This is a genomic window from Paenibacillus aurantius (assembly GCF_032268605.1).
GTDB lineage: Bacteria > Bacillota > Bacilli > Paenibacillales > NBRC-103111 > Paenibacillus_AO > Paenibacillus_AO aurantius.
Genome location: NZ_CP130318.1, coordinates 2,578,351 through 2,601,477, shown reverse-complemented (window position 1 = coordinate 2,601,477; position 23,127 = coordinate 2,578,351). Strand labels below are relative to the sequence as shown.

The 23,127-nt window shown below is 55.0% G+C and carries 19 protein-coding genes; 8 read left to right on the top strand and 11 right to left on the bottom strand.

All coding sequences use genetic code 11. The features are described 5' to 3' along the window. Positions 1-2 precede the first annotated feature (2 nt). Entirely contained in the window at positions 3-1,643 is a 1,641-nt protein-coding gene (locus MJA45_RS11715; protein ID WP_315607433.1) for a DNA repair helicase XPB, read from the bottom strand. A 203-nt stretch (positions 1,644-1,846) separates the two neighbouring features. Here MJA45_RS11715 and MJA45_RS11710 point away from each other — a divergent pair, with 203 nt between their 5' ends. Next, positions 1,847-2,566 carry a thermonuclease family protein gene (locus tag MJA45_RS11710; RefSeq protein WP_315607432.1) on the top strand — a complete coding sequence of 240 codons (720 nt, stop codon included), beginning with the start codon at positions 1,847-1,849 and terminating at the stop codon, positions 2,564-2,566. Between the two features lie 106 nt (positions 2,567-2,672). Here the strand turns inward: MJA45_RS11710 and MJA45_RS11705 are convergent, their stop codons facing one another. The 3 genes from MJA45_RS11705 to MJA45_RS11695 form a co-directional block, all read right to left on the bottom strand. Next, on the bottom strand, positions 2,673-4,337 hold the full coding sequence (locus MJA45_RS11705; protein WP_315607431.1) for a stalk domain-containing protein: 1,665 nt from the start codon (positions 4,335-4,337) through the stop codon (positions 2,673-2,675). 244 nt (positions 4,338-4,581) lie between these two features. Continuing rightward, positions 4,582-5,001, bottom strand: coding sequence for a CBS domain-containing protein (locus MJA45_RS11700; RefSeq protein ID WP_407083153.1), 420 nt, complete (start codon positions 4,999-5,001; stop codon positions 4,582-4,584). A gap of 109 nt (positions 5,002-5,110) precedes the next feature. After that, the gene (locus MJA45_RS11695; RefSeq protein ID WP_315607429.1) at positions 5,111-6,304 is read right to left on the bottom strand and encodes a M20 family metallopeptidase; all 1,194 of its coding nucleotides are present in this window, start codon (positions 6,302-6,304) and stop codon (positions 5,111-5,113) included. 160 nt (positions 6,305-6,464) lie between these two features. On the opposite strand from MJA45_RS11695, the gene MJA45_RS11690 reads away from it, so the two are divergent. Beyond that, positions 6,465-6,812: a YugN family protein gene (locus tag MJA45_RS11690; RefSeq protein WP_315607428.1), complete on the top strand. Its 348-nt coding sequence runs from the start codon at positions 6,465-6,467 to the stop codon at positions 6,810-6,812. A gap of 9 nt (positions 6,813-6,821) precedes the next feature. Further along, entirely contained in the window at positions 6,822-7,973 is a 1,152-nt protein-coding gene (ftsW, locus tag MJA45_RS11685; protein WP_315607427.1) for a putative lipid II flippase FtsW, read from the top strand. 34 nt (positions 7,974-8,007) lie between these two features. Here ftsW and MJA45_RS11680 read toward each other — a convergent pair whose 3' ends face one another. Next, entirely contained in the window at positions 8,008-8,391 is a 384-nt protein-coding gene (locus MJA45_RS11680) for an Asp23/Gls24 family envelope stress response protein (protein ID WP_315607426.1), read from the bottom strand. Between the two features lie 151 nt (positions 8,392-8,542). On the opposite strand from MJA45_RS11680, the gene cax reads away from it, so the two are divergent. After that, positions 8,543-9,610, top strand: a complete 1,068-nt coding sequence (gene cax, locus MJA45_RS11675; protein ID WP_315607425.1) for a calcium/proton exchanger — start codon at positions 8,543-8,545, stop codon at positions 9,608-9,610. Positions 9,611-9,665: 55 nt separating this feature from the next. Here cax and MJA45_RS11670 read toward each other — a convergent pair whose 3' ends face one another. The 4 genes from MJA45_RS11670 to MJA45_RS11655 all read right to left on the bottom strand — a co-directional run bounded on the left by MJA45_RS11670 (position 9,666) and on the right by MJA45_RS11655 (position 13,087). After that, positions 9,666-9,953, bottom strand: a complete 288-nt coding sequence (locus MJA45_RS11670) for an Fpa/YlaN family protein (RefSeq protein WP_315607424.1) — start codon at positions 9,951-9,953, stop codon at positions 9,666-9,668. A gap of 155 nt (positions 9,954-10,108) precedes the next feature. Continuing rightward, positions 10,109-10,357: an HPr family phosphocarrier protein gene (locus tag MJA45_RS11665; protein WP_315607423.1), complete on the bottom strand. Its 249-nt coding sequence runs from the start codon at positions 10,355-10,357 to the stop codon at positions 10,109-10,111. Positions 10,358-10,440: 83 nt separating this feature from the next. After that, on the bottom strand, positions 10,441-11,106 hold the full coding sequence (locus tag MJA45_RS11660; RefSeq protein ID WP_315607422.1) for a TVP38/TMEM64 family protein: 666 nt from the start codon (positions 11,104-11,106) through the stop codon (positions 10,441-10,443). Between the two features lie 97 nt (positions 11,107-11,203). Next, positions 11,204-13,087, bottom strand: a complete 1,884-nt coding sequence (locus MJA45_RS11655; protein WP_315607421.1) for a GGDEF domain-containing protein — start codon at positions 13,085-13,087, stop codon at positions 11,204-11,206. Between the two features lie 441 nt (positions 13,088-13,528). On the opposite strand from MJA45_RS11655, the gene rpsD reads away from it, so the two are divergent. After that, entirely contained in the window at positions 13,529-14,131 is a 603-nt protein-coding gene (gene rpsD / locus MJA45_RS11650; RefSeq protein ID WP_315607420.1) for a 30S ribosomal protein S4, read from the top strand. A 224-nt stretch (positions 14,132-14,355) separates the two neighbouring features. On the opposite strand, the gene tyrS is transcribed toward rpsD, so the two are convergent. Further along, positions 14,356-15,612, bottom strand: coding sequence for a tyrosine--tRNA ligase (tyrS, locus tag MJA45_RS11645; RefSeq protein WP_315607419.1), 1,257 nt, complete (start codon positions 15,610-15,612; stop codon positions 14,356-14,358). Between the two features lie 510 nt (positions 15,613-16,122). On the opposite strand from tyrS, the gene MJA45_RS11640 reads away from it, so the two are divergent. Next, positions 16,123-19,215, top strand: a complete 3,093-nt coding sequence (locus MJA45_RS11640; RefSeq protein WP_315607418.1) for a transglycosylase domain-containing protein — start codon at positions 16,123-16,125, stop codon at positions 19,213-19,215. Between the two features lie 88 nt (positions 19,216-19,303). Here the strand turns inward: MJA45_RS11640 and acsA are convergent, their stop codons facing one another. Further along, entirely contained in the window at positions 19,304-21,028 is a 1,725-nt protein-coding gene (gene acsA / locus MJA45_RS11635) for an acetate--CoA ligase (protein ID WP_315607417.1), read from the bottom strand. Positions 21,029-21,189: 161 nt separating this feature from the next. Here acsA and MJA45_RS11630 point away from each other — a divergent pair, with 161 nt between their 5' ends. Next, positions 21,190-21,822, top strand: a complete 633-nt coding sequence (locus tag MJA45_RS11630; RefSeq protein ID WP_315607416.1) for a GNAT family N-acetyltransferase — start codon at positions 21,190-21,192, stop codon at positions 21,820-21,822. 80 nt (positions 21,823-21,902) lie between these two features. Further along, entirely contained in the window at positions 21,903-23,084 is a 1,182-nt protein-coding gene (locus tag MJA45_RS11625; RefSeq protein ID WP_315607415.1) for an acetoin utilization protein AcuC, read from the top strand. Positions 23,085-23,127 lie beyond the last annotated feature (43 nt).

The window sequence follows — 23,127 nt, the reverse complement described above, 5'->3', positions numbered from 1 at the left end:
TTTTACGATTCCACAATCCGGTAATGATAGCCCTGTTCGACCAGAAACATCTGGCGCCTAAGGGCAAATTCCTGCTCGTTCGTCTCCCGGCTGACCAGCGTATAGAAGTATGCCCGGTTCACTCCGGCTTTCGGACGGAGGACACGGCCGAGCCGCTGAGCCTCCTCCTGACGAGATCCGTAGCTGCCGGACACTTGGATGGCTACCGCGGCTTCCGGGAGATCCACGGCAAAATTGGCTACCTTGGAGACCACCAGAAGGGACACTTCCCCGCTTCGAAAACACCGGTACAGCCGCTCCCGTTCCTCGTGGTCCGTTGCTCCGGTAATGAGAGGAGCCCCGGTCGCCTCCGCGATCAGACGGAGCTGGTCCAGGTATTGGCCGATGATAAGGGTAGGCAGGCCCTTATGCCGGTTCAGCAGCTGCCGGACCACCTGGAGCTTGTCGGGATTCTCGGCTGCGAGCCGGTAACGGCTCCGGGGACCGGCCTTCTCATACCCGGCTCTCGCCTTCTCGCTGAGCGGAAGTCTGACTTCCGTCGTGGTCACTTCGGCTATCCAGCCCTTTGCCTCCAGCTCCCTCCAGGGGAGCTCGTACTGCTTGGGACCGACCAGGGCGTAGACATCCTCTTCGCAGCCATCCTCCCTGACCAGTGTGGCCGTCAGACCGAGCCGCCGGGTTGCTTGGATGTCTGCCGTGACGCGGAAGATCGGAGCGGGCAGCAGGTGCACCTCGTCGTAGATGATCAACCCCCAATCCCGCTCGTTAAACAGATGCATATGGGGAAATTCCCCTTCCTTCGACTTGCGGTGGGTGAGAATCTGGTACGTGGCAATGGTAATGGGGCGGACTTCCTTCCGGACTCCTGTATATTCCCCAATCTGGTCCTCCCCGGCCCCCGTCTTCTCCAGAATCTCCTTCCTCCACTGGCGCACCGACGCCACATTGGTGGTCAGAATTAAGGTGGCGCAGTTCAGCCGGGCCATCACCCCGATCCCGACGACCGTTTTGCCGGCTCCGCATGGAAGAACCACGACTCCGCTTCCCCCATGACGGCTTCCCGTCCGGCAGAACACCTCGACCGCTTCCGCTTGGTAGGATCTAAGAGAGAAAGGAACCCCTTTCGCGTTGGCCGTCTGAAGACGAATATCCAAGGCTTCTCCTTCGTGGAAGCCCGCGTAATCGATGACCGGATAGCCGAGCCGCGTCAATTCCTTCTTAAGCAGCCCTCTCGCGGATTCCTTGATTTCGATGGTTTCCGCGGAGCAGCGGCCGATGAGCATTCCGCCCAGGGAGGGGTTGGCTTCCAGCCGGTCGAGGAAATCAGCGCTGTTGGAAACGAGCAGCAGCCGGCTTTCCTGCCTCTCCAGATGAAGCATTCCGTAACGGCTGTAGTAGGCCGTGATTTCCTTGCGGACGGAGTCGGGTACCCGAAACTTACCATACTGCTCCAGAAGACCGAGTATGTCTTCCTCCCGTACCCCCGCCGCCGCCGCACTCCATAAGGAAAAAGGCGTGATCCGGTAGGTATGAAGATTCTCCGGGCTTTTGACCAGGTCGGCAAACAGGGCCAGTCGGCTTCGGATCGTCTCGTATTCGGGATGGTCCGTCTCAAGGAGGACCGTTCTATTGTTTAACAGCATTAATGGTTTAGGGGCTGCCTTCATGCCAGAGAACCTCCGATTGCTTGCCAGCTTCTTTTTATACGCCCAGAATAAGGCATTAGCTATAGTATGAAGGCAACCCGTGGAAATTAAACCTTTTTCCTCTTGCCAAAGCACGCCGACTATGGAAAAATGAGTTTCTACTTTCCTTGCGAACATGACGAGAACAGGAGTCCGGATCGATGATGAAATTTTTGCTGATGCTGCTTTCGCTGCTTATCCTGTCGGCGGGCTGCTCCCCGGCCCCGGGTAAGCCGGATCATGACTTTGTGAGCTCCCTCTATAAAGACTACCCCGCTCTTAAGGATAGAAGGTATTCGGTCGAGAAGGTTCAGCGGGTGGTCGACGGGGATACGTTCGTCACCGGAACCGGAGAGAAGGTCCGGCTGATTGGAGTGAACACACCCGAGAGCCTGGGTACCGTCCAGCCTTTCGGCAAGGAAGCGAGCGCCTACACGAAGAAACAGCTGGCGGGCAAGACTGTATATTTGTTCAGCGACGCGGGGAACACCGACAAGTACGGAAGGCTGCTGCGGTATGTGTTTCTCGAAGGGGAAGCCTTGATGTATAACGAAAAGCTGGTTCGGGAAGGGTACGCCAACCCGATGACCGTTCCCCCTAACGTGCTCTACGCCGATCGTTTTGTCCAAGCCGAGAAGGACGCCCGCAGCCAGAAGAAAGGCTTATGGGGAAAGCATGCCTCTGATGGAAGCAAGCCCTCTTCTGCGGTGTCCTCCGGCTCCTCCTGCGAAGATCCCCAAATCAAAGGCAACATCAACTCGAAGAACGAGAAAATCTATCATCTTCCGGGAACCGCCTATTATGACAAAACCGTCCCGGAAGCCCTGTTCTGCACCGAAAGCGAAGCGCGCAAGGCCGGCTTCCGGAAGGCGGGAGGCTAGAGGCCAAAAAGAAGACAACCTTCTTCTCTGTACCGGATTCCCGGCTTCGAGGAAGGTTGTCTTCTTTTTACAGCCCGTCATAGGGGCATAGAATGGCATTAGCGGCTCAGTAGGTAATTTTCACGGTCCGGGTCGCATCGATATAATCCACCTGACAGCCCAGCAGATCGGAGAGCAGCCGCACGGGGACCATGGTCCGGGGATTATCCGTTCCGACATCCGTTAACCGGGCCGGGGTATCGGTCGGGTAAGCGGTGCCGTTGATTTCATAGCTGCTGCGGTTCACGTAGAACACGACGGTGCGGTTGTTTTTGGTATAGACGGCCGCCTTCCGCGTATCGTCCCACTCCACCCGGGCCCCCAGGGCCTTCTCCAGATCCCGGATCGCGAGATAAGAGAAGCCGTATAGAAGGAGCGGCTTTACCGTCATCGGCAGGCGGGTCTGGTCGACCACATAGGTGGAATCATCCAAGCCGAAGGTTACCGTATGTCCGGTATGGCCGGTTGTCGAGGAAGCCAGATCGGAGGGAATCGGCGGATGAAGGACCTTCCGCCCGTCGCCGCTCAAGCTTTCGGTGGTGAATGTCCACTCCCGGTCAACGGCTTCCTCGGATCCATCCTGTTTGCCGATCACCGCCCGGAGCTTGACCCGGTAGGTTTCGCCTGCCTGGAGCGGCTTGGCCGGAAGAAGAAGGAGCTGGTTCGTGAGATGAGTATCCCCGGCCGGCGAATTAAGGAGGAGTTCGATATCCCGTCCCGAGGAATCGGCAAGAGAGGCGCCAGCCAGCCGGACCTCCTTAAAGTCCGGGCTGTAAAAGCCCGCCATGATCGGATAGCCTACCGGATAGGCGGCTTGTCCGTGAAGACGGAGAGGATCGGGAATTTCGTGGCCGTTCCAGCCGGCTGCTACTCCCCTCTGGTTCCCCGCCGGGGAGACGACGGTCTCCACCCCGCTCTTTCGGGCTCCCTCTATCCCGAACAGCAGGACATGGAAGCTTCCCTGCTGCCCGTATCCGATCTCCTTAAGGCCGGGATCCAGGAACGGAATCCGGTGGTAGGGAGCATCGAACAAGCTGTCCACCGCTTCGGTTGGGCTGGTGCTCGTCTGCTGGCTGATGTCCTCGGCTGCCGAATCATTGGAATAGCCGAAATAGGCAATCCGCTGGCTTAACGTTTGTCCGGTAAAGCCTTCCTTGCCGGCTGTTTCCTCATGCGTAATTATCCCCTGCTTGTCCTGGTAACGGGCATGGGCCGCAGCCGACAGGTTCAAATTGTTGTTGAGGACGACTTCGGATAATCCAAGCTGGCGGCGAATATCGTTGACGGCCCTCAGGGCCTCGAGCTGGCTCTCCTCCCACGCCGGGAACGCTTGAACCGCTCCCGGAACGACGGTGAAGGTCCAGGCATACTTCTTGGGCTGGTACCCTTTAAATTGAAGCTGAAAGCCTACCGCATAACCCCCAGGGGCAAGGTTCTCTTTCGGGCTGTATTGAAACCTTCCGGACATTTCATCATATTGAACCGGCACCGGAGCTCCGTTCAGCATCATGCTGTAGGAAGTGACTTCCAATCCGGTGTATTTCACTTTCATTTGAACGACGGGTTTGGCCACTCCCACACTTCCCGAAGGAGAGGCGGGCCAGGTATAGAAGGTAGCGCTCTGGGCTGAAGCCGGCGTTACCGGAACGGCCGGCGTGAGACCGATAACCGTAAACAATAGGGCACTGATAAGAGCGGAAATCCACTTCGTGGAGCGGGACGTCGGATGCAAGAACCATTCCTCCTACTGCGTTTTCTCCAAAATCCTTTTCTACTATAAAATAGAGAAAAGAGAGACGTCCATAGGAAGGTGGTCTAATTCGACAAGATTTTTGCGAATTAGGAAGAAATTCCTTGAAATTCCCCGGTTGGTCCTCGGTTCAGGTCTCTCTCAACAGCAAAAAAACGGCACTCCGCAGGTGGATTGCCGTTTCTTAATGTTCTTCAAGATAAGCCGATTGGAAGCCGGGTTTCCATTAGTGATAGGCTTGGGTTTCGTTCAAGTCCGGTTCGGAGATGCGGCTAAGTGCTTGTCCGGCTTCGTCTTCGAGCTTTTGGCGAACCGCCAAATCCCCGATCGCCACAACGCCGGCCAATTCCCCGTTCTCGACGATGGGAAGACGGCGGATTTGTTCACGTGCCATTAATTCCGCCGCTTCGCGGACGGTCATGTCGGGAGAAGCCGTGACCGTCTTCTCGCTGATGACCTCTTTCACAGCCGTCGAGCCGGAACGCTTCTCCGCATAGCCGCGGACGACCAAATCCCGGTCCGTTACCACACCAATTAGCTGCTTGCCGTCGACAACGGGAATGAACCCGATGTCATGCTGTTTCATTTTGACGGCGATTTCGTATACATTGTCCTCTAGCGTGACAGTTACGCAGTCCCGGGTCATGATTTCTTTAAGGGTCGTCAAGGATGGAAGCCTCCTGTTGTTAAGTTGGATCCCCGCCCGCTTAATGGCAGAGCAAGGGTTTTCCATAGGCTGTCCAAACGACCGGGATTCATTCACCGGGCTGCCGCACCGGCAGGTCCGTATACCCCTCCGCCAGACGGACGAACAGACGCGCCGCCGTTCTCATGCAGCTTTCGTCGATGTCAAACTTGGGGTGATGATGCGGATGCACGATGCCCTTCTCCGGATTCCCGGCTCCCACGAAGAGGAAACAGCCCGGAACCTTCTGCAAATAGTAGGCAAAATCCTCCGCCGCCATAATCAGGGGAGACGTGAAGACCTCGCCGTCCGCATGAGCCTCCGCCGCTTTCCACACCCGTTGCGTTTCCCGCTCATGGTTGATGACCGGAGGGTAGCCTAGCTTGTACTCCACCTCGCCTTCCGCCCCGAACATGGCGCAGGTGTGCCGCGTTATTTCTTTGAGACGCTGCCGAATATAGTCCCGGACTTCCACGTTAAAGGTTCTCACCGTTCCATTCAGTGTACACAGATCGGCAATGACATTAAAGCTCGTTCCCGCCTGGATGGAGCCGATGGACACCACACCAGGTTCAGTCGGATCCAGGTTCCGGCTCACAATCGCCTGCAGGTTAACGGCCAGATGAGCCCCTACCACGAGACTGTCCACCGTTTCGTGAGGAAGGCCGCCATGTCCTCCCTTGCCTTTGATGGTAATGGTAAATTCGTCGGCTGCCGCCATAAAAGGGCCGGGCCGGGTTGAAATGCTTCCGGCCGGATAAGGTGTCCAGAGATGAATGCCATAGATGGCGTCGACCCCGGTGAGAACCCCGTCACGGATCATCGGCTGCGCTCCTCCCGGACTCATTTCCTCCGCTGGCTGAAAGATCAGCTTGATCTTTCCGCTCCAGTGCTCCTTGCGTTCTTTCAAGATTCCCGCCGCGGCGAGCAGGACGGACGTATGGGCATCATGTCCGCAGGCATGCATGACGCCGTCCACCTGTGATGCATAATCGCACGATTTCCCATCACGGATCGGCAAGGCGTCCATATCCGCCCTTAGGGCGATGGTCGGCCCCGGTTTTCCGCTGTCGATCAGACCGGTTACTCCGTGGCCGCCGATTCCCGTCTCGGTTTCCAATCCCAGCTTTCTTAAGACTTCCGCCACCATGCGGGAGGTCTCGGTTTCTCGGTACGAAAGCTCGGGATTCCGATGAAGGTGCCGGCGCCATTCGATCATTCGCGGAAACCATTCGTCCAGCTGTTGTTCTAAGGTCTCGCTCATCTTGTCCCCCTTTCGCTTCGTCAATCCGGGTCTCTATATGCATTCTACCAAATCCACAAATTAGCCACAATTGCTCGGAACGCCCGGCGGGTTAAGGCTTGCACAAGTAAGGGAAACATACTATCATGAGTAACAAACAGACTCAGGAGGCGTACCACATATGATTATTGAAAATGCCGGACTTAAGGGATTGAAGAGCGACCTTGCGCATCTCGATGAGGTGACCGAGAAGCTCGGCTTTTTCCGCGGCCAATGGGAGTCCTACCGGGCAACCTACGACTACAAGATGACGGATAAAAACGGAACAGACGAATATTACCTGCGGATCAACTCCCGTGTGGAATCCGGTAAGCTGGAGAACCCGTACTCCATTCTGGTCCTTACGGAAACCTACATAGGCAAAACCTCCTTCCCGCACGGACTGGACTACGATGCACCGATCCCGCCAAGCATCTTGAAGGAAGCACAGGACAAGATCGCCAAGTTGAAGCAGCTCCTGGCGGAATAAGGTAGTCTTATGACTTCCCCAAGGCGAGGAACACCGGACTTTCTGCTTTTGTTCTTGACCCTTGCTCTCGTCGCCTTCGGGTTGATGATGGTATACAGCTCCAGCTCGATGGTGTCTACCTTTAAATATGACAACTCCTTCATCTTCGCCAAGAAGCAGGCCGTTGCGGTCGGATTGGGCGCCGTCGGCATGCTGTTTTTTATGAATGTTCCTTACAGCAAGCTGAAGAAATGGACCCTGCCTTTGTTCGCGATTGTCCTACTCTTGCTGGTGCTGGTTCTCTTCATCGGAAACGGGGACACCCAATACGGGGCCCGAAGCTGGATCGACTTGGGGCCTTTCAATCTGCAGCCTGCCGAGTTCGCCAAGCTGGCCGTCATTCTGTATTTGGCCAACCTGATCCGCAAAAAAGGGGACAAGATGTACGACCTTAAAAAAGGGCTGATCCCCTGCCTGGTAATCACAGGTATCCTGGCTTTCCTGATTATGCTGCAGCCTGACTTGGGTTCGTGCTTGGTGCTGGTCTTAGGCGCCATGGTCATCATCACCATCGGGGGAGCCAACCTGAAGCATATCTTCGTGCTTGGAGGATCAGCTCTTGCTCTTGGTATCGCCTATTTCGGCCTTTCCTACCTGAGCAACCCTAACTCGAGCAATTACCGGCTAAAGCGGATCACGACTTTGTTCGACCCCTGGTCCGACAGCTCGGATTCCACCTACCAGATGGTCAATTCCCTGCTCGCTTTCGGGCATGGAGGGTTTACGGGAACCGGGCTGAGCCGAAGCATTCAGAAAATCAACTTTCTGTCCCAATCGCACAGCGATTTCATCTTTGCCATTATCGGGGAAGAACTGGGCTTCCTGGGGACGAGCCTGTTCCTCCTTGTGTACTGCTTGTTTGTATGGCGGGGAATCGTCGTTTCCCTGCGCAACCCCGATCCATACGCGTCCCTCATCGGGGTAGGCATCATGAGCATGATTGCCATCCAGACCCTGATCAACATCGGCGGAGTAACGAATTCCATCCCGATGACGGGGATCACCCTTCCCCTGATCAGCTACGGCGGGTCATCGGTACTTGCTACCATGATCTCCATGGGCATGGTGCTCAGCATCTCACGGGATCAGACCAAACCGTCCCCCAACAAAAAGAGAACTTGACCAAGTGGACAAGTTCTCTTTCTTTATGCCTGGATTATTTGACGCGGTTCGGATCCTCGGGCTCTTCCTCCCGCTCTCGGAAGGCTACGCCCTCCACCTTAACGTTTACTTCCACTACTCGAAGGCCTGTCATGTTCTCCACGGCTTCCCGCACGTTCAGCTGCAGTTCATGGCAAACCTCTTGAATGTTCGTGCCGTAATGCACGATAACCCGAAGGTCAATGGCCGCTTCCAGCTGGCCGACTTCAACGGTTACGCCCCTTTGGACGTTTTTGCCGCTCAGCCGCTTGGCCAGGCCCTCCGAGATTCCTCCGGACATCCCCGAAATTCCTGGGGTATCCATAGCGGCAAGCCCTGCGATGGTGGATACTACGTCATCGGATATGCGAATAAATCCTGCTTGGTTTTCTTCTGCCATCGGCTCACTCCCTTTTCATCTATTATAATAAAGGCGCTGTCAACGAGTCAACGCTCGGCCTTTCGGCGATTGGGAGTTTGCCCCCGGCCAACTTTTGTAATAAAATGAGTTAGGCAATCTTGGAAACGAACCTGTATGGGAGTGGAAACCTGTGAAGCAGAAGTTGTTTTTTATCGGGTTGGGAATCTTTTTCGTGGCGGCCGGAGTGGCCCACTACACGCATCAAGGTCCTATCCTGCAATTCATTCTCTCCTGTGTCGCGGTCATTTTCGTAGCCGGGTTTCTCGGCAAAGCTACGGAGAGTGTCGCTCATTACGCGGGAGAACGGGTAGGAGGCTTCCTGAACGCCACCTTCGGGAACGCCGCCGAGCTGATCATCGCCATCATCCTGATCAAGGATGCCGTAAACGGCAAGCCGCAGCTGTTCGAAATGGTAAAGGCGAGCATTACCGGTTCGATCATCGGCAATCTGCTGCTGGTCCTTGGCCTGAGCGTTCTCCTGGGCGGCATCAAATTCAAAACCCAGCGTTACAACGTCATGCTGGCCGGGCATAATGCTTCTCTGATGCTCCTTGCGGTCATCGCCCTCTTCATCCCGGCCATGTTCTTTACCAAGCTGACCCCAGGGGAAACGAATACCCTCAGTCTCGTGGTAGCCGGTATTCTGATCGTCTGCTACTTCCTGTGGCTGTACTTCTCCATGGTGACCCATAAGGACGAGCTCGCGGATTCCCAGGTAGTGGACGAACACCAGGAGGTTCCGTGGAGCAAAGGACGCTCCATCCTCTATCTGGTCGTGGCTACCGTTATGGTCGCCCTGGTCAGCGAATGGCTGGTGGGAACCGTGGAGGAATTCGCCCATCTATTCGGCTTGTCCGAGCTTTTCGTCGGGGCCTTCCTGATCGCCATAATCGGGAACGCCGCCGAGCATTCCGCCGCGGTTATGCTGGCCATGAAGAACAAAATCGGAGCCGCCGTCGAGATCGCCATCGGCAGCTCCCTGCAGATCGCCTTGTTCGTGGCCCCCGTGCTGGTCTTCATCAGCTTCTTCATGGGCGAGACCATGAACATTGTCTTTACCGTTGCGGAGCTCGTGGCGATCGGAGTCAGCGTCTTCATCGCGAAATCCATATCGCGGGACGGCTCGACCAACTGGTACGAAGGCGTGCTGCTGATCGCCGTCTACCTCATTCTCGGCATCGCCTTCTTCCTCGTTTGAGGTTCGCCGCCCGGTTATACGCCTGATAAATATAAAAGAGTAACTCCCGCGGGAGTTACTCTTTTATATTTAAGGCTTCATACAGCTGCGCCAGGTTGCGCTCCAGCTTGCTCAGAAGCTGCTTGCCGGTTGATTCGCTGATTAGCCCCGCTCTGGTGGCAAAATCAATTTCCCGGGAGAACCCGTACATCTGGGTATCCAGCACTTCCTCGTAGAGGGGACATTTCCGGGTTGTCAAATTCTCCATCTGAACTTCAATCAACTTCTCGATTTTATCGGCATCTTCCTGAAGAAGAGTGAGTGCTTTCTGATTTAAATTCAACAATAGATCAGATGAAGTCATGATCCTTCCCCCCGTCCGTAAAGAACAATTCCTTTATGCCTTATATTAGACGAAATCGCCGGAAGATACAAGAGAATCGCCGGAATGGGGGTTGAGACGCCCATAGGCCAAAAAAGCATTCCGCCCGGGCGAAATGCTTGATTGTTCTTTCTTAATTAATCGGTGATTACGTTTACCGCCATGTTGTGCTTGGCAAAGACTTCGCTCATGGCCGTCTTGGCTTCTTCCGCATCGGGACCGTGGACATGGAGATTATACTGTCCGCTGGTCAGCAAAGTGGTGAATAGACCAAGGATGCTTTTTACGTCGATATACTTGTTTTCGTACTGCAGAACGATCGAAGAGCGAAACTTGTTCGCCGTCTGGGAAATTTCCACAATCGCTGCATTGCTGGAATTGGACATCGTATTCCCTCCATTTGATTATGAAATCGGTTAAATCTTCTTTATGATACCTTTTCAAGCGCTTGCATGCAATACGAAGTGTCTTACTTTTTGGGGGAATTGGATTTCCCGGTGATTTTGCTTTTAAACAAACTCCCAATATACAGCAGCACGAGGAAGATGACCACGTAGAGAACGAGCCGGCCCTTGTACCTGTGAATATGAAGCATGTCATGGGCGATGGTGGACTCCAGGTAGACGATCGGGAGCTTCCCGATTAGGGTTGCCAGAATAAAGTGAGAGACTCGAATCTTGCTTACGCCCGCCCCTAGATTGATGGCTGTCGAAGGGAGAATGGGAATAAGCCGCCCGACTAGAACATAGAAGAAGCCATGGGTTTCCAGCCGCTTGTTGAACTCCAGCACCGCCGGATACCGGTCCAGTTTCTTCTCCACCCAGGAGTGCCCGTAATAACGGGCGAAGAAAAAGGCGGCAGCGGCCCCGATACAGGCCATCATGTAGTTGATGGTAACTCCTTGGACAAGCCCGAAGACAAGAACATTCGCCCCGGCCACCAGCATAAAAGGAACGATCGGGATAAGGGTCTGGATAAAAACCGCGAGCATACCGAGAAGAAGCGCATAAGGCCCGAGAGCCTGAAGGTCCTCCGACAAATCCCGCATGTTGACGTGCGTTAACCGGAGACCGGTCCGGGTGAAGAAAAGAAAATAAATGAGCCAGGCGGCCGCGGCCAGGATACCTGCGTACATTATGCATTTCTTGATGGATGGCATTCTCAAAAAACAATCTACCTCCTTGGCATTCCCGCTCCCTGTAACCAAGGAACGGCCAAGTTCCCTGTTATCCTTACCCTATCCGGTGTTGATTCTTTCCGCCGTGCTTGGCTTTGTACAAGGCCATATCCGATTTGTAGAAAAGCGATTCCACGCTGATCTTGCCGTCCCCGTATCTCCAGTCCGAAATGCCGCAGGAGACGGTGACCGTCGGATCCGTCTCACTCAACACCCGGCAGCGAATTCTTTCCGCTATGCGGACAGCGGCATCGCTTCCGATCTGGGGGAGATAAATGGCCAGCTCTTCCCCACCCCACCGGGCGGGGATATCCGTTTCCCGGATGGATGAACGGACGATCGTACTGACCTGGATGAGAATGCGGTCTCCTACCAGATGACCGTACGTATCGTTGATGCCTTTAAAATCGTCGATATCCACTACAATCAGCGAACCGCATTGGTCCTTATGCTGCATGTGGGAAACCTGCTCGTTCAAATAATGCCTCGTGTACAAGCCCGTCAGGTTGTCGGTGATGACCATCCTTCTTACTTCCGCATGCAGGGAAGCATTCGCCATCGCCAAGCCGATATGCCCGGAAAGCACCTGGAGAAGCTTGTAATTGTCATACGTAAAATAATGGGGATACCGGTGAGTCACCAGGATGACTCCGATCACCTCCCCATTCACATACAAGGGGCACCCGATTAAAGAGCGCGAGTCCGTCATTTCCATGAGCCGGGAAGCGAACGTCCGGTTCTCTCTGTAATCGGAGACGATTACCGGCTCCCGGGTTTCGTAAATCAATCCGGCATAACCTTCCTGAAGCGTAAACTTCGCTTGCTCAAGGGCCGGCAGATTGCTTGCCTGGACGATCATCTGTTTGCTGCTCCGGTCGTGCTGGAGAATGCAGCAGAAATCCGCATCGAAAATAGAGATCAGCTCCGAGGAAGCGAAGCTGTAGATCTCTTTCAGCTTCAAGCTTTCGTTCAGCCTTCTTGTAATTTCATTAATAAGCCGCAGCTCTGCGACGAGCAGATTGGACTGCTCGTACAGCAGAGCGTTCTCGAACGCCGCGCCGGCCGCCCGGATCGCCGATTCCAGCACGCTCGTATCCAAACGGAGCTCGGCCCCTCTCTCATGCAGGAAATGAACGACGCCGTACACGCCCTGCTTGCCTGCCAGGGGAGCCGCCAGCTCCCGAATCCCCTCCGGTCCTCCTTCGGTAAGGAGACGTCCCTCCATGAACGCCCGGATAGAGATCTGGCTGGTTCCGTTAAAAATGCTCAAGGGCTTCGCCGGGAGGCTTCCCTCCTGGCTGTCCTGGGAAAGAAGCAGGTCTACCCGAAAATTCGGGAAAAACCGGTGAAGCGAATCGAGCAGCTCCGTTAAGATGGAGGGCCCGTCATTTAGAGAGAAGAGCCGCTCAGACAGCTTGAAGACTTCCTCTTTACAGGATATCAGCTGTTCGCGAGCTCGAATTCTATCTTCCCTGAGACGGGACAATTCCCTCTCCCAGGAAAGCAGCACATAAGGAACCAGAGCGGCAGCCGTCCTGTTCCCCCACTTCTCCATATAAGCTTCCGATTTCTCCGCGAGGCCGAAAAGGCCGACAACAGCAATTGCCCTGCCATCTTGGTCAGCAAGCGGAACTCCAAAAGCTCCTTCCCACGCCGATCGGATGCCCGACTGCAGGCAGAAGCCTGCTTGCTTCCACAGGTCCCGAGCATCCTCCGGAAGCTCATGGACGCAGTACCATACCGTGCCCTCTTCCCGGTCCAAGCCCAGCTTGTCTTCCATTCCATTCGTCGTATACATATATAGCAGACCTTCCCTCTCCGGAGGCAGCTGCTCCTTCCAAAGGGCAAATCCGCTTACCACCGACCGGTACAGGAGTAGAGCCGGCTCATCCGGAATCTCCCGGCAGGGCAGGTTAACCATTAGGGAAGCTTCCGCCATCCGGACAGGGCCGGCGGGGGGAAGATAACAGCTTTCAGGGGAGGAAGACTCTTGAGGACAGTCCTTCATTAGGAGCTCCTTTGTTCGGCATAAGGTAAGATCGAATGCTGTCGTTTCTTACTGTCATCATACTATGAATATATGAATATTGCACTAGAAATCCCGCTTTCCTACCTGATATCCTTCCTTAACGAGCCTAAATGCCCTTGACATGCAGCATCGATATCTTATAGAATTAGATGTTGTGTGAACCAACCTATTTGTTGATACGTCGTGTCAACCCTCGCTGATTTTGTTGCTGGCAGGACTGCGGCTGAACATGCTTGCCAGGAGGCTCAACGTCTCTTTAAACAAAGTCAGGCACGACCGGGATCAACCCCATCACGTTTTACCCAACTACACACAAACCCAAAACTAAAAAGCTGAAGGAGCCATTGATACATGTCTCGTTACACAGGTCCTAAATTTAAACTCAGCCGTCGCCTGGGCATCTCCCTGAGCGGCACCGGCAAAGAATTGGCAAAACGTCCTTTCCCTCCAGGCCAGCACGGCCCAGGGCAAAAAAGAAAAATTAGCGGCTACGGCATGCAGCTGCAAGAGAAGCAGAAGCTTCGCCATATGTACGGCTTGAACGAGAAGCAATTCCGCAACCTGTACACGAAAGCTTCCAAAATGAAAGGCATTTCCGGTGAGAACTTCATGGTTCTGCTGGAAAGCCGTCTGGATAACCTCGTTTACCGTCTTGGGTTCGCTAACTCACGCGCCGGCGCGCGTCAGCTGGTTTCCCACGGACACGTACAAGTTAACGGCAAGAAAGTGGACATCGCTTCCTACACCGTTTCCGTTGGCGACGTAATCGGTCTTCGTGAAAGAAGCCGCGGCCTCGCTTCCATCAAAGAAGCCGTAGGCAACCGCCACCACATTGCCGCTTACCTTGATTTCAACGATACCGCTATGGAAGGCCGTTATGTTCGTCTTCCTGAGCGTTCCGAGCTGTCTCAAGAAATCGACGAGAAGCAAATCGTCGAGTTCTACAGCCGCTAATCGGATCCTTCCCCCGGAGTCTTTCTCCGGGGGTTTTCTTTTGGGGGCAGGCGGGAACCAGTGGTTGATCCATGACCGCCTTCTGCCACCGTCCATAGCAAAAAAGCGTGCCTTCTTCCCTTCGAAGGCACGCTTTTTTGCTGTTAGATGAGCCTGCACCGTTATCCGGCACGGCCGGTGTCCTCGGCCGAAAGTACCTATGGCCAAAGGGCCAATAGGCAGCGTTAGGCCAGTCGGATTTTGGCAAACTTACGTTTGCCCACCTGGATGATGTCCCCATCGGCCAGGGCAATCTCCGCTTGGGGATCGTCGTTCTTCTCTTCGTTGATCTTGACGGCTCCCTGCTGAATGCTCCGCTTGGCTTCCCCGTTGGAGGCTTGAAGGCCGGCGGTCACGAGCAGCTTCACGAGCCGGATCTTGCCGTTATCGAGCTCGGAGGACGGAACCGTAACCTCCTCAATCTCATCCGGAAGCGAACGCTGCTGGAAGACCGTCACGAAATGCTGCTCCGCTTCCTTCGCGGCCTCTTCCCCGTGATACATCCTTACGAAGGAGGCGGCCAGCTTCATTTTGGCATCCCGCGGGTGAACGGTTCCGTCCGTCAGCCCCTGGCGCAGCGCAGCCAGCTCCTCATTAGAGATGTCGGTAGCCAGCTCGTAGTATTTGATCATGAGTTCATCCGGGATAGACATCGACTTGCCGTAGATCTCGTTAGGAGCCTCATCAATCCCGATGTAGTTACCCAAGCTTTTGCTCATCTTGTTCACGCCGTCGAGCCCTTCAAGCAGCGGCAGCATGAGCGCCGCCTGCGCAGGCACCCCGTATTCCTTCTGAAGCGTACGCCCCATGAGGAGATTGAACTTCTGATCCGTTCCCCCCAGCTCCACGTCACTCTTCAAGGCAACGGAATCGTATCCCTGCATGAGCGGGTAAAAGAATTCATGGATATGAATCGGCAGGCCGCCGGCATAACGCTTGCTGAAGTCATCCCTTTCGAGCATGCGGGCAACGGTCAGCTTAGCCGACAGCCCAACCACATCCGCAAAGGTCATCGGAGCGAGCCATTCGCTGTTGAAGTAGACCTGGGTCTTGTCCGCATCAAGAATTTTGAAAATTTGCTTCCGGTAGGTTTCCGCGTTGCGGGTCACATCCTCTTCGGTCAGCTGCTTGCGGGTTTCTGATTTTCCGGTGGGGTCTCCGATTCTTCCCGTGAAATCCCCGATGATCAGCTGAACCTGATGCCCCGCCTCCTGGAATTGACGAAGCTTATGCAGGACCACCGTATGACCCACGTGGATATCGGGTGCGGAAGGATCGAGCCCCAGCTTTACTTTCAAAGGAGTCCCGGTGGCGACGGACTGAATGATCTTGTCCTTCAGCTCTTCCTCAGGTACAATTTCGGCCGCACCCCGGCTGAACAGCTCCCACTGGCGGTTGACCTCCTTCTGCTGCTCTTCGCTTAATTCATTCCATTTAACCATGCTTGCAAACCCCTCTCGACAGAAATAGAAAAAAGCCTTTCGTCTCCACAAGGGACGAGAAGGCTTAGCTCGCGGTACCACCCTACTTAAAGCACACCCTGACCAGCCCTTACCAGGCAGGCGGTGTACTTTCACTCCACAAGGAATAACGGGATTGCCCCGGTAGGAAGATAATGAAACAGGAGCTTTACGGAAGCCCTCCCGCTTGTTCCCTTCCCCGGCTCCGGACGGTAATTCGAATGCCGCCTGTACCGGTTCGCACCTCCCACCGGCTCTCTGAAATGCTGCAGCTTGCATTCTACTGCGGAGCGGATAACGGATCCGCTCCTGTCCTTCAACGCTTTTTGAGATTAAATTTTATGTTAAGTATATATCATTTCTTACCAACAAAGTCAACCGGAGCCTGTATGCCGAACCCGGCCGCCCCTCTTTCCTAAAGCATCCAGCAGCCCTCCACCCCCATTTTAACGCTTTTGTGCTATAATGTAGCTGTTCTAAGGAGGTTTCTGAATGTTCAAAGATAAACTGAAGCGGGGGTTGGCCCATTTTCGCCGGCCGTTTTACCGTAAATCGGGACTCTTTTTGCTCCTAACGATTAAATGGCTGGTGATTGGCGGAATCATCACCGGATTTCTCGGTGCGGGGGTCGCCTTCGGGTATGTCTCCGCCCTCGTGAAAGACGATCCGGTCCGAAGCCGGGAGTACATAATGAAGGAAATGCAGGACGATGCCCAGACCGGATTCGTGTACTTCAACGATGGAACGAAATTGGGCCAGCTTCGGACGGACGAAGACCGGAGGCTTGCCACCCACAGCGAAATTCCCGAGACGCTGCGCCATGCCGTCATCGCCATTGAGGATGCCAATTTCTATGAGCATCACGGCGTTTCCGTAAGCGGCTTCCTAAGGGCCGCCAAGGAGAAGCTGCTGAACGAACCGATTCAAACGGGAGGAAGCACGCTGACCCAGCAGCTCGCCCGCCGTGTCTTTCTCAGCCTTGACAAAGAGATGAGCCGGAAGTTCAAGGAGCTTCTGCTTTCCTTTCGTCTCGAACGGTATATGTCGAAGGATGAAATATTAACGGCTTATCTGAATAAGGTTCCTTACGGGAATGGAGCAACGGGCTACAACCTGTACGGGATTAAAGCGGCGGCCAAAGGGATATTCAACGTGGAGGACTTGAACCAGCTCAACCTTGCCCAGTGCGCCTACTTGGCGGGAATTCCCCAGCAGCCGAGCAATTTCTCCACGTACAACAGCAAAGGCATCCGCGACGAGGACAACATCAAGAAAGCGATTGTAAGGGAGCAGCAGGTTCTGCGCAGCATGAGAAAGGAAAATTATATTACCGAGGAGCAGCTGCAGGAAGCGCTGAACTTTGATATTGCCTCCACGTTCTCCGAGAAGCAGGAGAAGGCTTACAATACTTATCCTTACTTGATGATCGAAGCCGAAGAGAAAACGGCTGAAATTCTTCTTAAGGTGAACAACCCTAAACTCGATCAAGAGAAGGATCCGGAGGCCTACTCCGCCGCTCTGAAGGAAATGCGCATTACCCTGCGCCGCGGCGGCTACCAGATCTATACGACCATCGACAAAACGATTTATGACGCCATGCAGGCCATTGCCCAGAACGAGAAGAACTTCTCGCCCGACGATAAGGTCAAAGGTGCCGAGCAGGTCGGTGCCGTCCTCATGGAGAACAAGACCGGCGCCATCCTCGGGATGATCGAAGGACGAAACTTTGAGAACCAGGTCAACCATGCCACACGTACCTTCCGGCAGCCCGGTTCCACCATGAAGCCCATCGCCGCTTATGTGCCGGCTCTCGAGAAAGGCGCCATCCAGCCGGCCGGGGTCATTGACGACGTGCCGATCCTTCTCAAGGACGGCTCCAAGGGCTATCATATTCCCGAGAACTGGGATGATGACTTCCATGGCTTGGTTACAGCCCGCAAGGCCTTGAACCAGTCCTACAATATCCCGGCCATCAAGCTGTTCTTAAACGACGTAGGCATCAAGGAAGCCTGGACCTACGCCAAAAAAATGGGGATCAACACCATTACAAAATCCGATGAAGCGGCCCAAACCGGGGTAATCGGCGGTCTGAGCAAAGGCGTTTCGGTATCCGAGCTCACGAACGCGTACGCCACGATCGCGAACCAGGGAACGTTTAACGACGGGTACATGATCAGCAAAATCGTCGATTCCCAAGGCAAAACGGTCTATGAGCATGAACGCAAGCCGGCCTCGGTCTTCTCCGAGGAAACCGCCTACCTGATGACGGATATGCTGCGTACGGTTATCACCGACGGGACCGCCGTCTCGCTTAAGAAGGACTTCAAGCATTACGGTCAGATTCCCGTGGTCGGCAAAACGGGATCGACCCAGGATGACGCCGACGCCTGGTTCATGGGGTACTCGCCGGATATTACCGTCGGCGTCTGGGCCGGCTACGAGAAGCCGGTCAACAAGCTGAGCAACGCCGGCAAGAACCGGGCCAAAGCGATCTGGGCCTTGGTTATGGACGAAGCCATTAACAAGAAGCCGGAGCTGTTCGCCACCAAGGAATTCAAGCGTCCGGCCAATATTGTCGAGATGACCGTCTCCAATCTGTCCGGCAAGCTTCCAAGCGATCTCGTGGCGAGCTCCGGTCATCTGGTGACCGATCTGTTCAACAAGAAGTTTATCCCTACCGAAGTGGACGACGTGATGATTCCGATGAAATACATCTCCTACAATGGGGTCAACTATGTCCCCCATCCGGAGACGCCGGAGGAGTTCCTTCATGAGAAGGTCGTGATCAAACGCAAGGAGCCCATCAGCTCGATCCTCGGCAAAATTTCCAGCGTGATGGACAAAGTGGCGAAGGACCGCCGCAGGCCGCTCAGCTTCTATGTCCCGCTCGATGCGGACAATGACGCTCCGGTGGATACCGATCCCCGTACCGATGACGGTGCTGCTCCAAGCGCTCCGGGAGGGCTGGTCTTTACCGCCAATGGAGAAAGCGGACGCCTTTCCTTCTCGGCCTCGGGCAGCAAGGATGTCGTCGGGTACCGGCTTTACCGCTCCGTTAACCGCGGACCGTTCCAGCGGGTTCCCGGCCAAATCATTGAAGCCGGGAATGAGACCATGTTCCGCAACGTTCCGCTCGCGGGGGGCTTCTCCACCTTCTACGTAACGGCCGTGGACGTGGCCGGCAAGGAGTCTCCTCCAAGCCAGGCCATTACCGGCGACGGAAGCCTGTTCGACCCCAACTCGGCCATTCTGCCTATCGGAGGGAACCCGCAAGGCGGCAGCAGCAAGCCGGAAGGACCCAGCGATGGGAAAGAAGGCAAGCCCGGCTCGCCTTCCGGCCTGAGGGCCAAATCGGAAGGGATGTCGGTTCAGCTTTCCTGGAACGCCAGTCCTTCTTCCGAGCAGGTGACCCAGTATACCGTCTATTACAGCAACAAGGAGAACGGTTCTTACCGCAAGCTGGGCACCTCTCCGATTAACGGCTACCTGCATATGTCGAATGTCACCGAAGGCTTCTACCGGGTCACCGCGGAGAACCGCTCCGGGGAGTCCCCTCCCTCCCCCTCTATCGAAGTTAAGAAATAAAGGCATGCAATAACAAGACCCCGCCGTTCCGGACATTTCCGGAACGGCGGGGTCTTGTTTAAGGTGAGGTCTTGTTTAGGATGTAGGATTAGTCCTCGATGGTCGAGAGGTCTCCGGTCGGAAGGTTCAGCTCCCAAGCCTTCAGAACCCGGCGCATGATCTTACCGCTGCGCGTTTTGGGAAGCTTATCCTTGAACTCAATCTCTCTTGGTGCGGCATGAGCGGAAAGGCCTACTTTGACGAACTTGGCAATATCGGCTTTCAGTTCATCGGACGGCTCGAATCCTTCCCGCAGGGAGATGAACGCCTTGATGACCTCTCCGCGGAGAGGATCCGGCTTGCCGATGACACCGGCTTCGGCGACGGCAGGATGCTCGACCAGCTTGCTTTCGACCTCGAACGGGCCGACGCGCTCACCGGACGTGTTGATCACGTCGTCAATTCGTCCCTGGAACCAGAAATACCCGTCCTCATCCTGATAGGCGGAGTCGCCGGAGATGTACCAGCCCTGCAAGCGGAAATACTCCTCGTACTTGGCCGGATTGTTCCAGATTTTGCGCATCATCGACGGCCAAGGGGTCTTGATGGCCAGATTGCCCATCCGGAACGGCGGAAGCACGTTGCCCGCATCGTCCACGATGGCCGCCTCAACGCCCGGAATCGGCTTCCCCATGGAGCCCGGCTTGATCTCCATCGAAGGGTAGTTGCAGATGAGCTGGCCGCCCGTTTCCGTCATCCACCACGTATCGTGAATACGCTGGTTGTATACCTTAAGCCCCCAGCGTACGACTTCCGGGTTAAGTGGCTCGCCTACGCTAAGGACATGACGGAGTGAGGAAAGGTCAAACTGTTCAACCACATCGTCTCCGGCTCCCATCAGCATACGGAAAGCCGTCGGAGCGCTGTACCAAACCGAGATGTTGTAACGTGCAATTGTCTGGTACCAATCCTGCGGGCTGAAGCGGCCGCCGCGGATCACGTTGGTGGCTCCGTTCAGCCAAGGAGCGAAGATTCCATAGGATGTTCCCGTTACCCAGCCAGGGTCAGCCGTACACCAGTACACATCGTCTTCCCGGAGATCCAGAACGATCTTGCCGGTGTAATAATGCTGGACCATAGCGTTATGGACATGGAACACGCCCTTCGGCTTGCCGGTCGACCCGGAGGTATAATGAATCAGAAGACCGTCCTCGCGGTCCACCCATTCGATGTCCAGCTCATCCGAAGCCTGCTCCATTTCTTTGTGGAAGTCGTACTGGCCTTCCGCAAGCTCAGGCGAATCCCCCACGAGGATCACATGCTTCAGCTCCGGAAGATCCGCAACCGGCACGCGGGAGAGCTGGGAGGGCGTAGTGATGATGGCTGCCGCTCCGCTGTCCTCCAGCCGGTCCTTGACCGCCGTCTCCATGAAAGCTTCAAAAAGCGGACCCACCACCGCTCCGATCTTGATGGCTCCGAGAAGCGAGAAGTACAGCTCAGGCGTTCTCGGCATGAAGATAAAGACGCGGTCTCCCTTTTGGATGCCCATTTTGCGGAGAACGTTTCCAAATTTGTTCGACTGGCGCTTCATTTGCTCATATGTATACTGCTCGTCACGCGTATTGTCCGAATAATACAGCGCTACTTTATCTTTCCGTCCCGATTCCGCGTGACGGTCAATGGCCTCGTAAGCCGCATTTACTTTCCCCGTTGTCGACCAGGAAAAGTCTTTTTCAACCTCTTCCCAGCTGAAATTCTGCCTGGCCTCGTTATAGTTTCCCAGGTTGCTCCGGTCCGCGGTTACCGGTACGATTTCCGAATTCGTTTGCTCCATCCTCTATCCCTGCTTTCTTTCGATATTAAACGCTTACATCAGAATTGTGACGTTTTTCGCACTTCTATTATAGCATAGCGCTTACGGTAAGCCTATTTCTTTTAATCGTCGCAAAAGTTTGTTATAAGTAGGTATAAGCCAAATAAAGGGGCCAATCACCTATGGAGCATGTTAAACGGTATCAAACGATGACCCTGCATGGTAAAAATAAAGAGGTCGTTCTCGAAGGGCCGGTGCCGGCGGAGAAGGTCTCCCGCCTCGTTATGCACCGGGACCTGGATGCCTTCCGCCGTCCAAAGGATCAGCAGGAGGCGTTGGTTGAAATCGCCGGTCTTCCGGAAGGCCGGATCATCCTTGCCCGGGACGGGGAAACCATTGTCGGCTACGTTACCTTCCATTATCCGGATGAGATGGAGCGCTGGTCACAGGGGAACATGGTGGATCTTATTGAATTGGGCGCCGTAGAGGTGGCCAACGAATACAGAGGACTTGGGATAGCCAAAGAGCTGATCAAGCTCGCCTTCCGGGACGAACAGTTGGAGAATGTCATTGTTTTTACAACCGAATATTACTGGCACTGGGATCTTCAATCCAGCGGCTTGTCCATATGGGACTACCGAAAAATGATGGAGGATCTCATGAAGAATGTGGACATGGTCTGGTTCGCCACCGACGATCCCGAAATCTGCTCGCATCCCGCCAATTGTCTTATGGTGCGAATCGGCAAGGAGGTTCCGATTTCTTCCGTAGAACAGTTCGACAAGGTGCGTTTTCAGCAGCGGTTTATGTATTAAACGTCAGGGGGCCTGCCCCCTTTTGCGGTTTTTGTGTTATGGTAGACAGGAGCGTTGTTATCCTTTAGGAGGAATTTCCGGTGAAAGATGCATCCGTTTTCATATACGATCCCGAGGAAAGCGATTACCGATTTAACGACGAACATCCCTTTAATCAAAAAAGACTCGACCTGACGGTCGATCTTCTGAACCGCATGGGCGCCCTGCCGGAAGAAGCCCTGCGTAAGCCTATAACCGCAGAAGCCGAGAAGCTCCTGCTGGTCCATTCGGAAGAATACATCCAAGCCGTTCGCGAGCTTAGCTGCCCTTCTCCCCGGGAGCCGTGGCTAAGTGCGGCCGAGCGGTACGGCCTGCGGACGGAGGATACCCCCTTCTTTCCGCGCATGCACGAGATTACCTCCCATGTCGTGGGAGGCTCGCTGCTGGCTGCCGAACTGGTTATGAAAGGCGAAACCAAGCATGCCCTACACCTGGGCGGAGGCCTTCATCACGCGCTGCGGAATCAGGGCGCCGGCTTCTGTGTGTACAACGATGCCTCCATTGCCATCGCTCACCTGAAGAAGGAATACCAGGCCAGGGTGCTCTATATCGACACCGACGTCCATCACGGAGACGGGGTCCAGTGGTCCTTCTATTCGGACCCGGATGTCTGCACCTTCTCCATTCACGAGACGGGAAAATACTTGTTCCCGGGAACGGGAGGCGTTCCGGAACGCGGTGAGGGAGAAGGCTTCGGCTTCAGCGTCAACCTTCCGGTCGAGCCGTATACCGAGGATGATTCCTGGATGGAATGCTTCGAGGAGGTGCTGGAACGGACGGCGGCCACCTTCCGGCCCGATGTCATCGTTTCGCAGCATGGCTGCGACGCCCATGCGTACGATCCGCTTGCCCATGTGCACTGCAGCATGAGAATTTACAAGGAAATGCCCGCCCTCATTCATAAGCTGGCCCACACCTGGTGCGGCGGCCGATGGATTGCTCTCGGCGGCGGAGGCTATGACCTGTGGAGAGTAGTCCCCCGGGCGTGGAGCCTCGTCTGGCTTACGATGACCGATCACCCTCTGCTGAAGCAGCTGGAGGAGAACCCGAAGCTTCCCCTGCCCCTGGAGTGGCTGGACCGCTGGCAGCCGGAAAGTCCTGTCGAGCTTCCTCCCACCTGGCTGGACCCGGTGGATTGCTGGACGCCGATGCCCCGGCGGATCGATATCACAGCGAAGAATAAAGTGACCAAAGAGCTTGCGATGCTCTACCTGAACAAATAAGACCTTCCCATTACCCTCTGGGTTCATCACAAAAAGCCGCCGG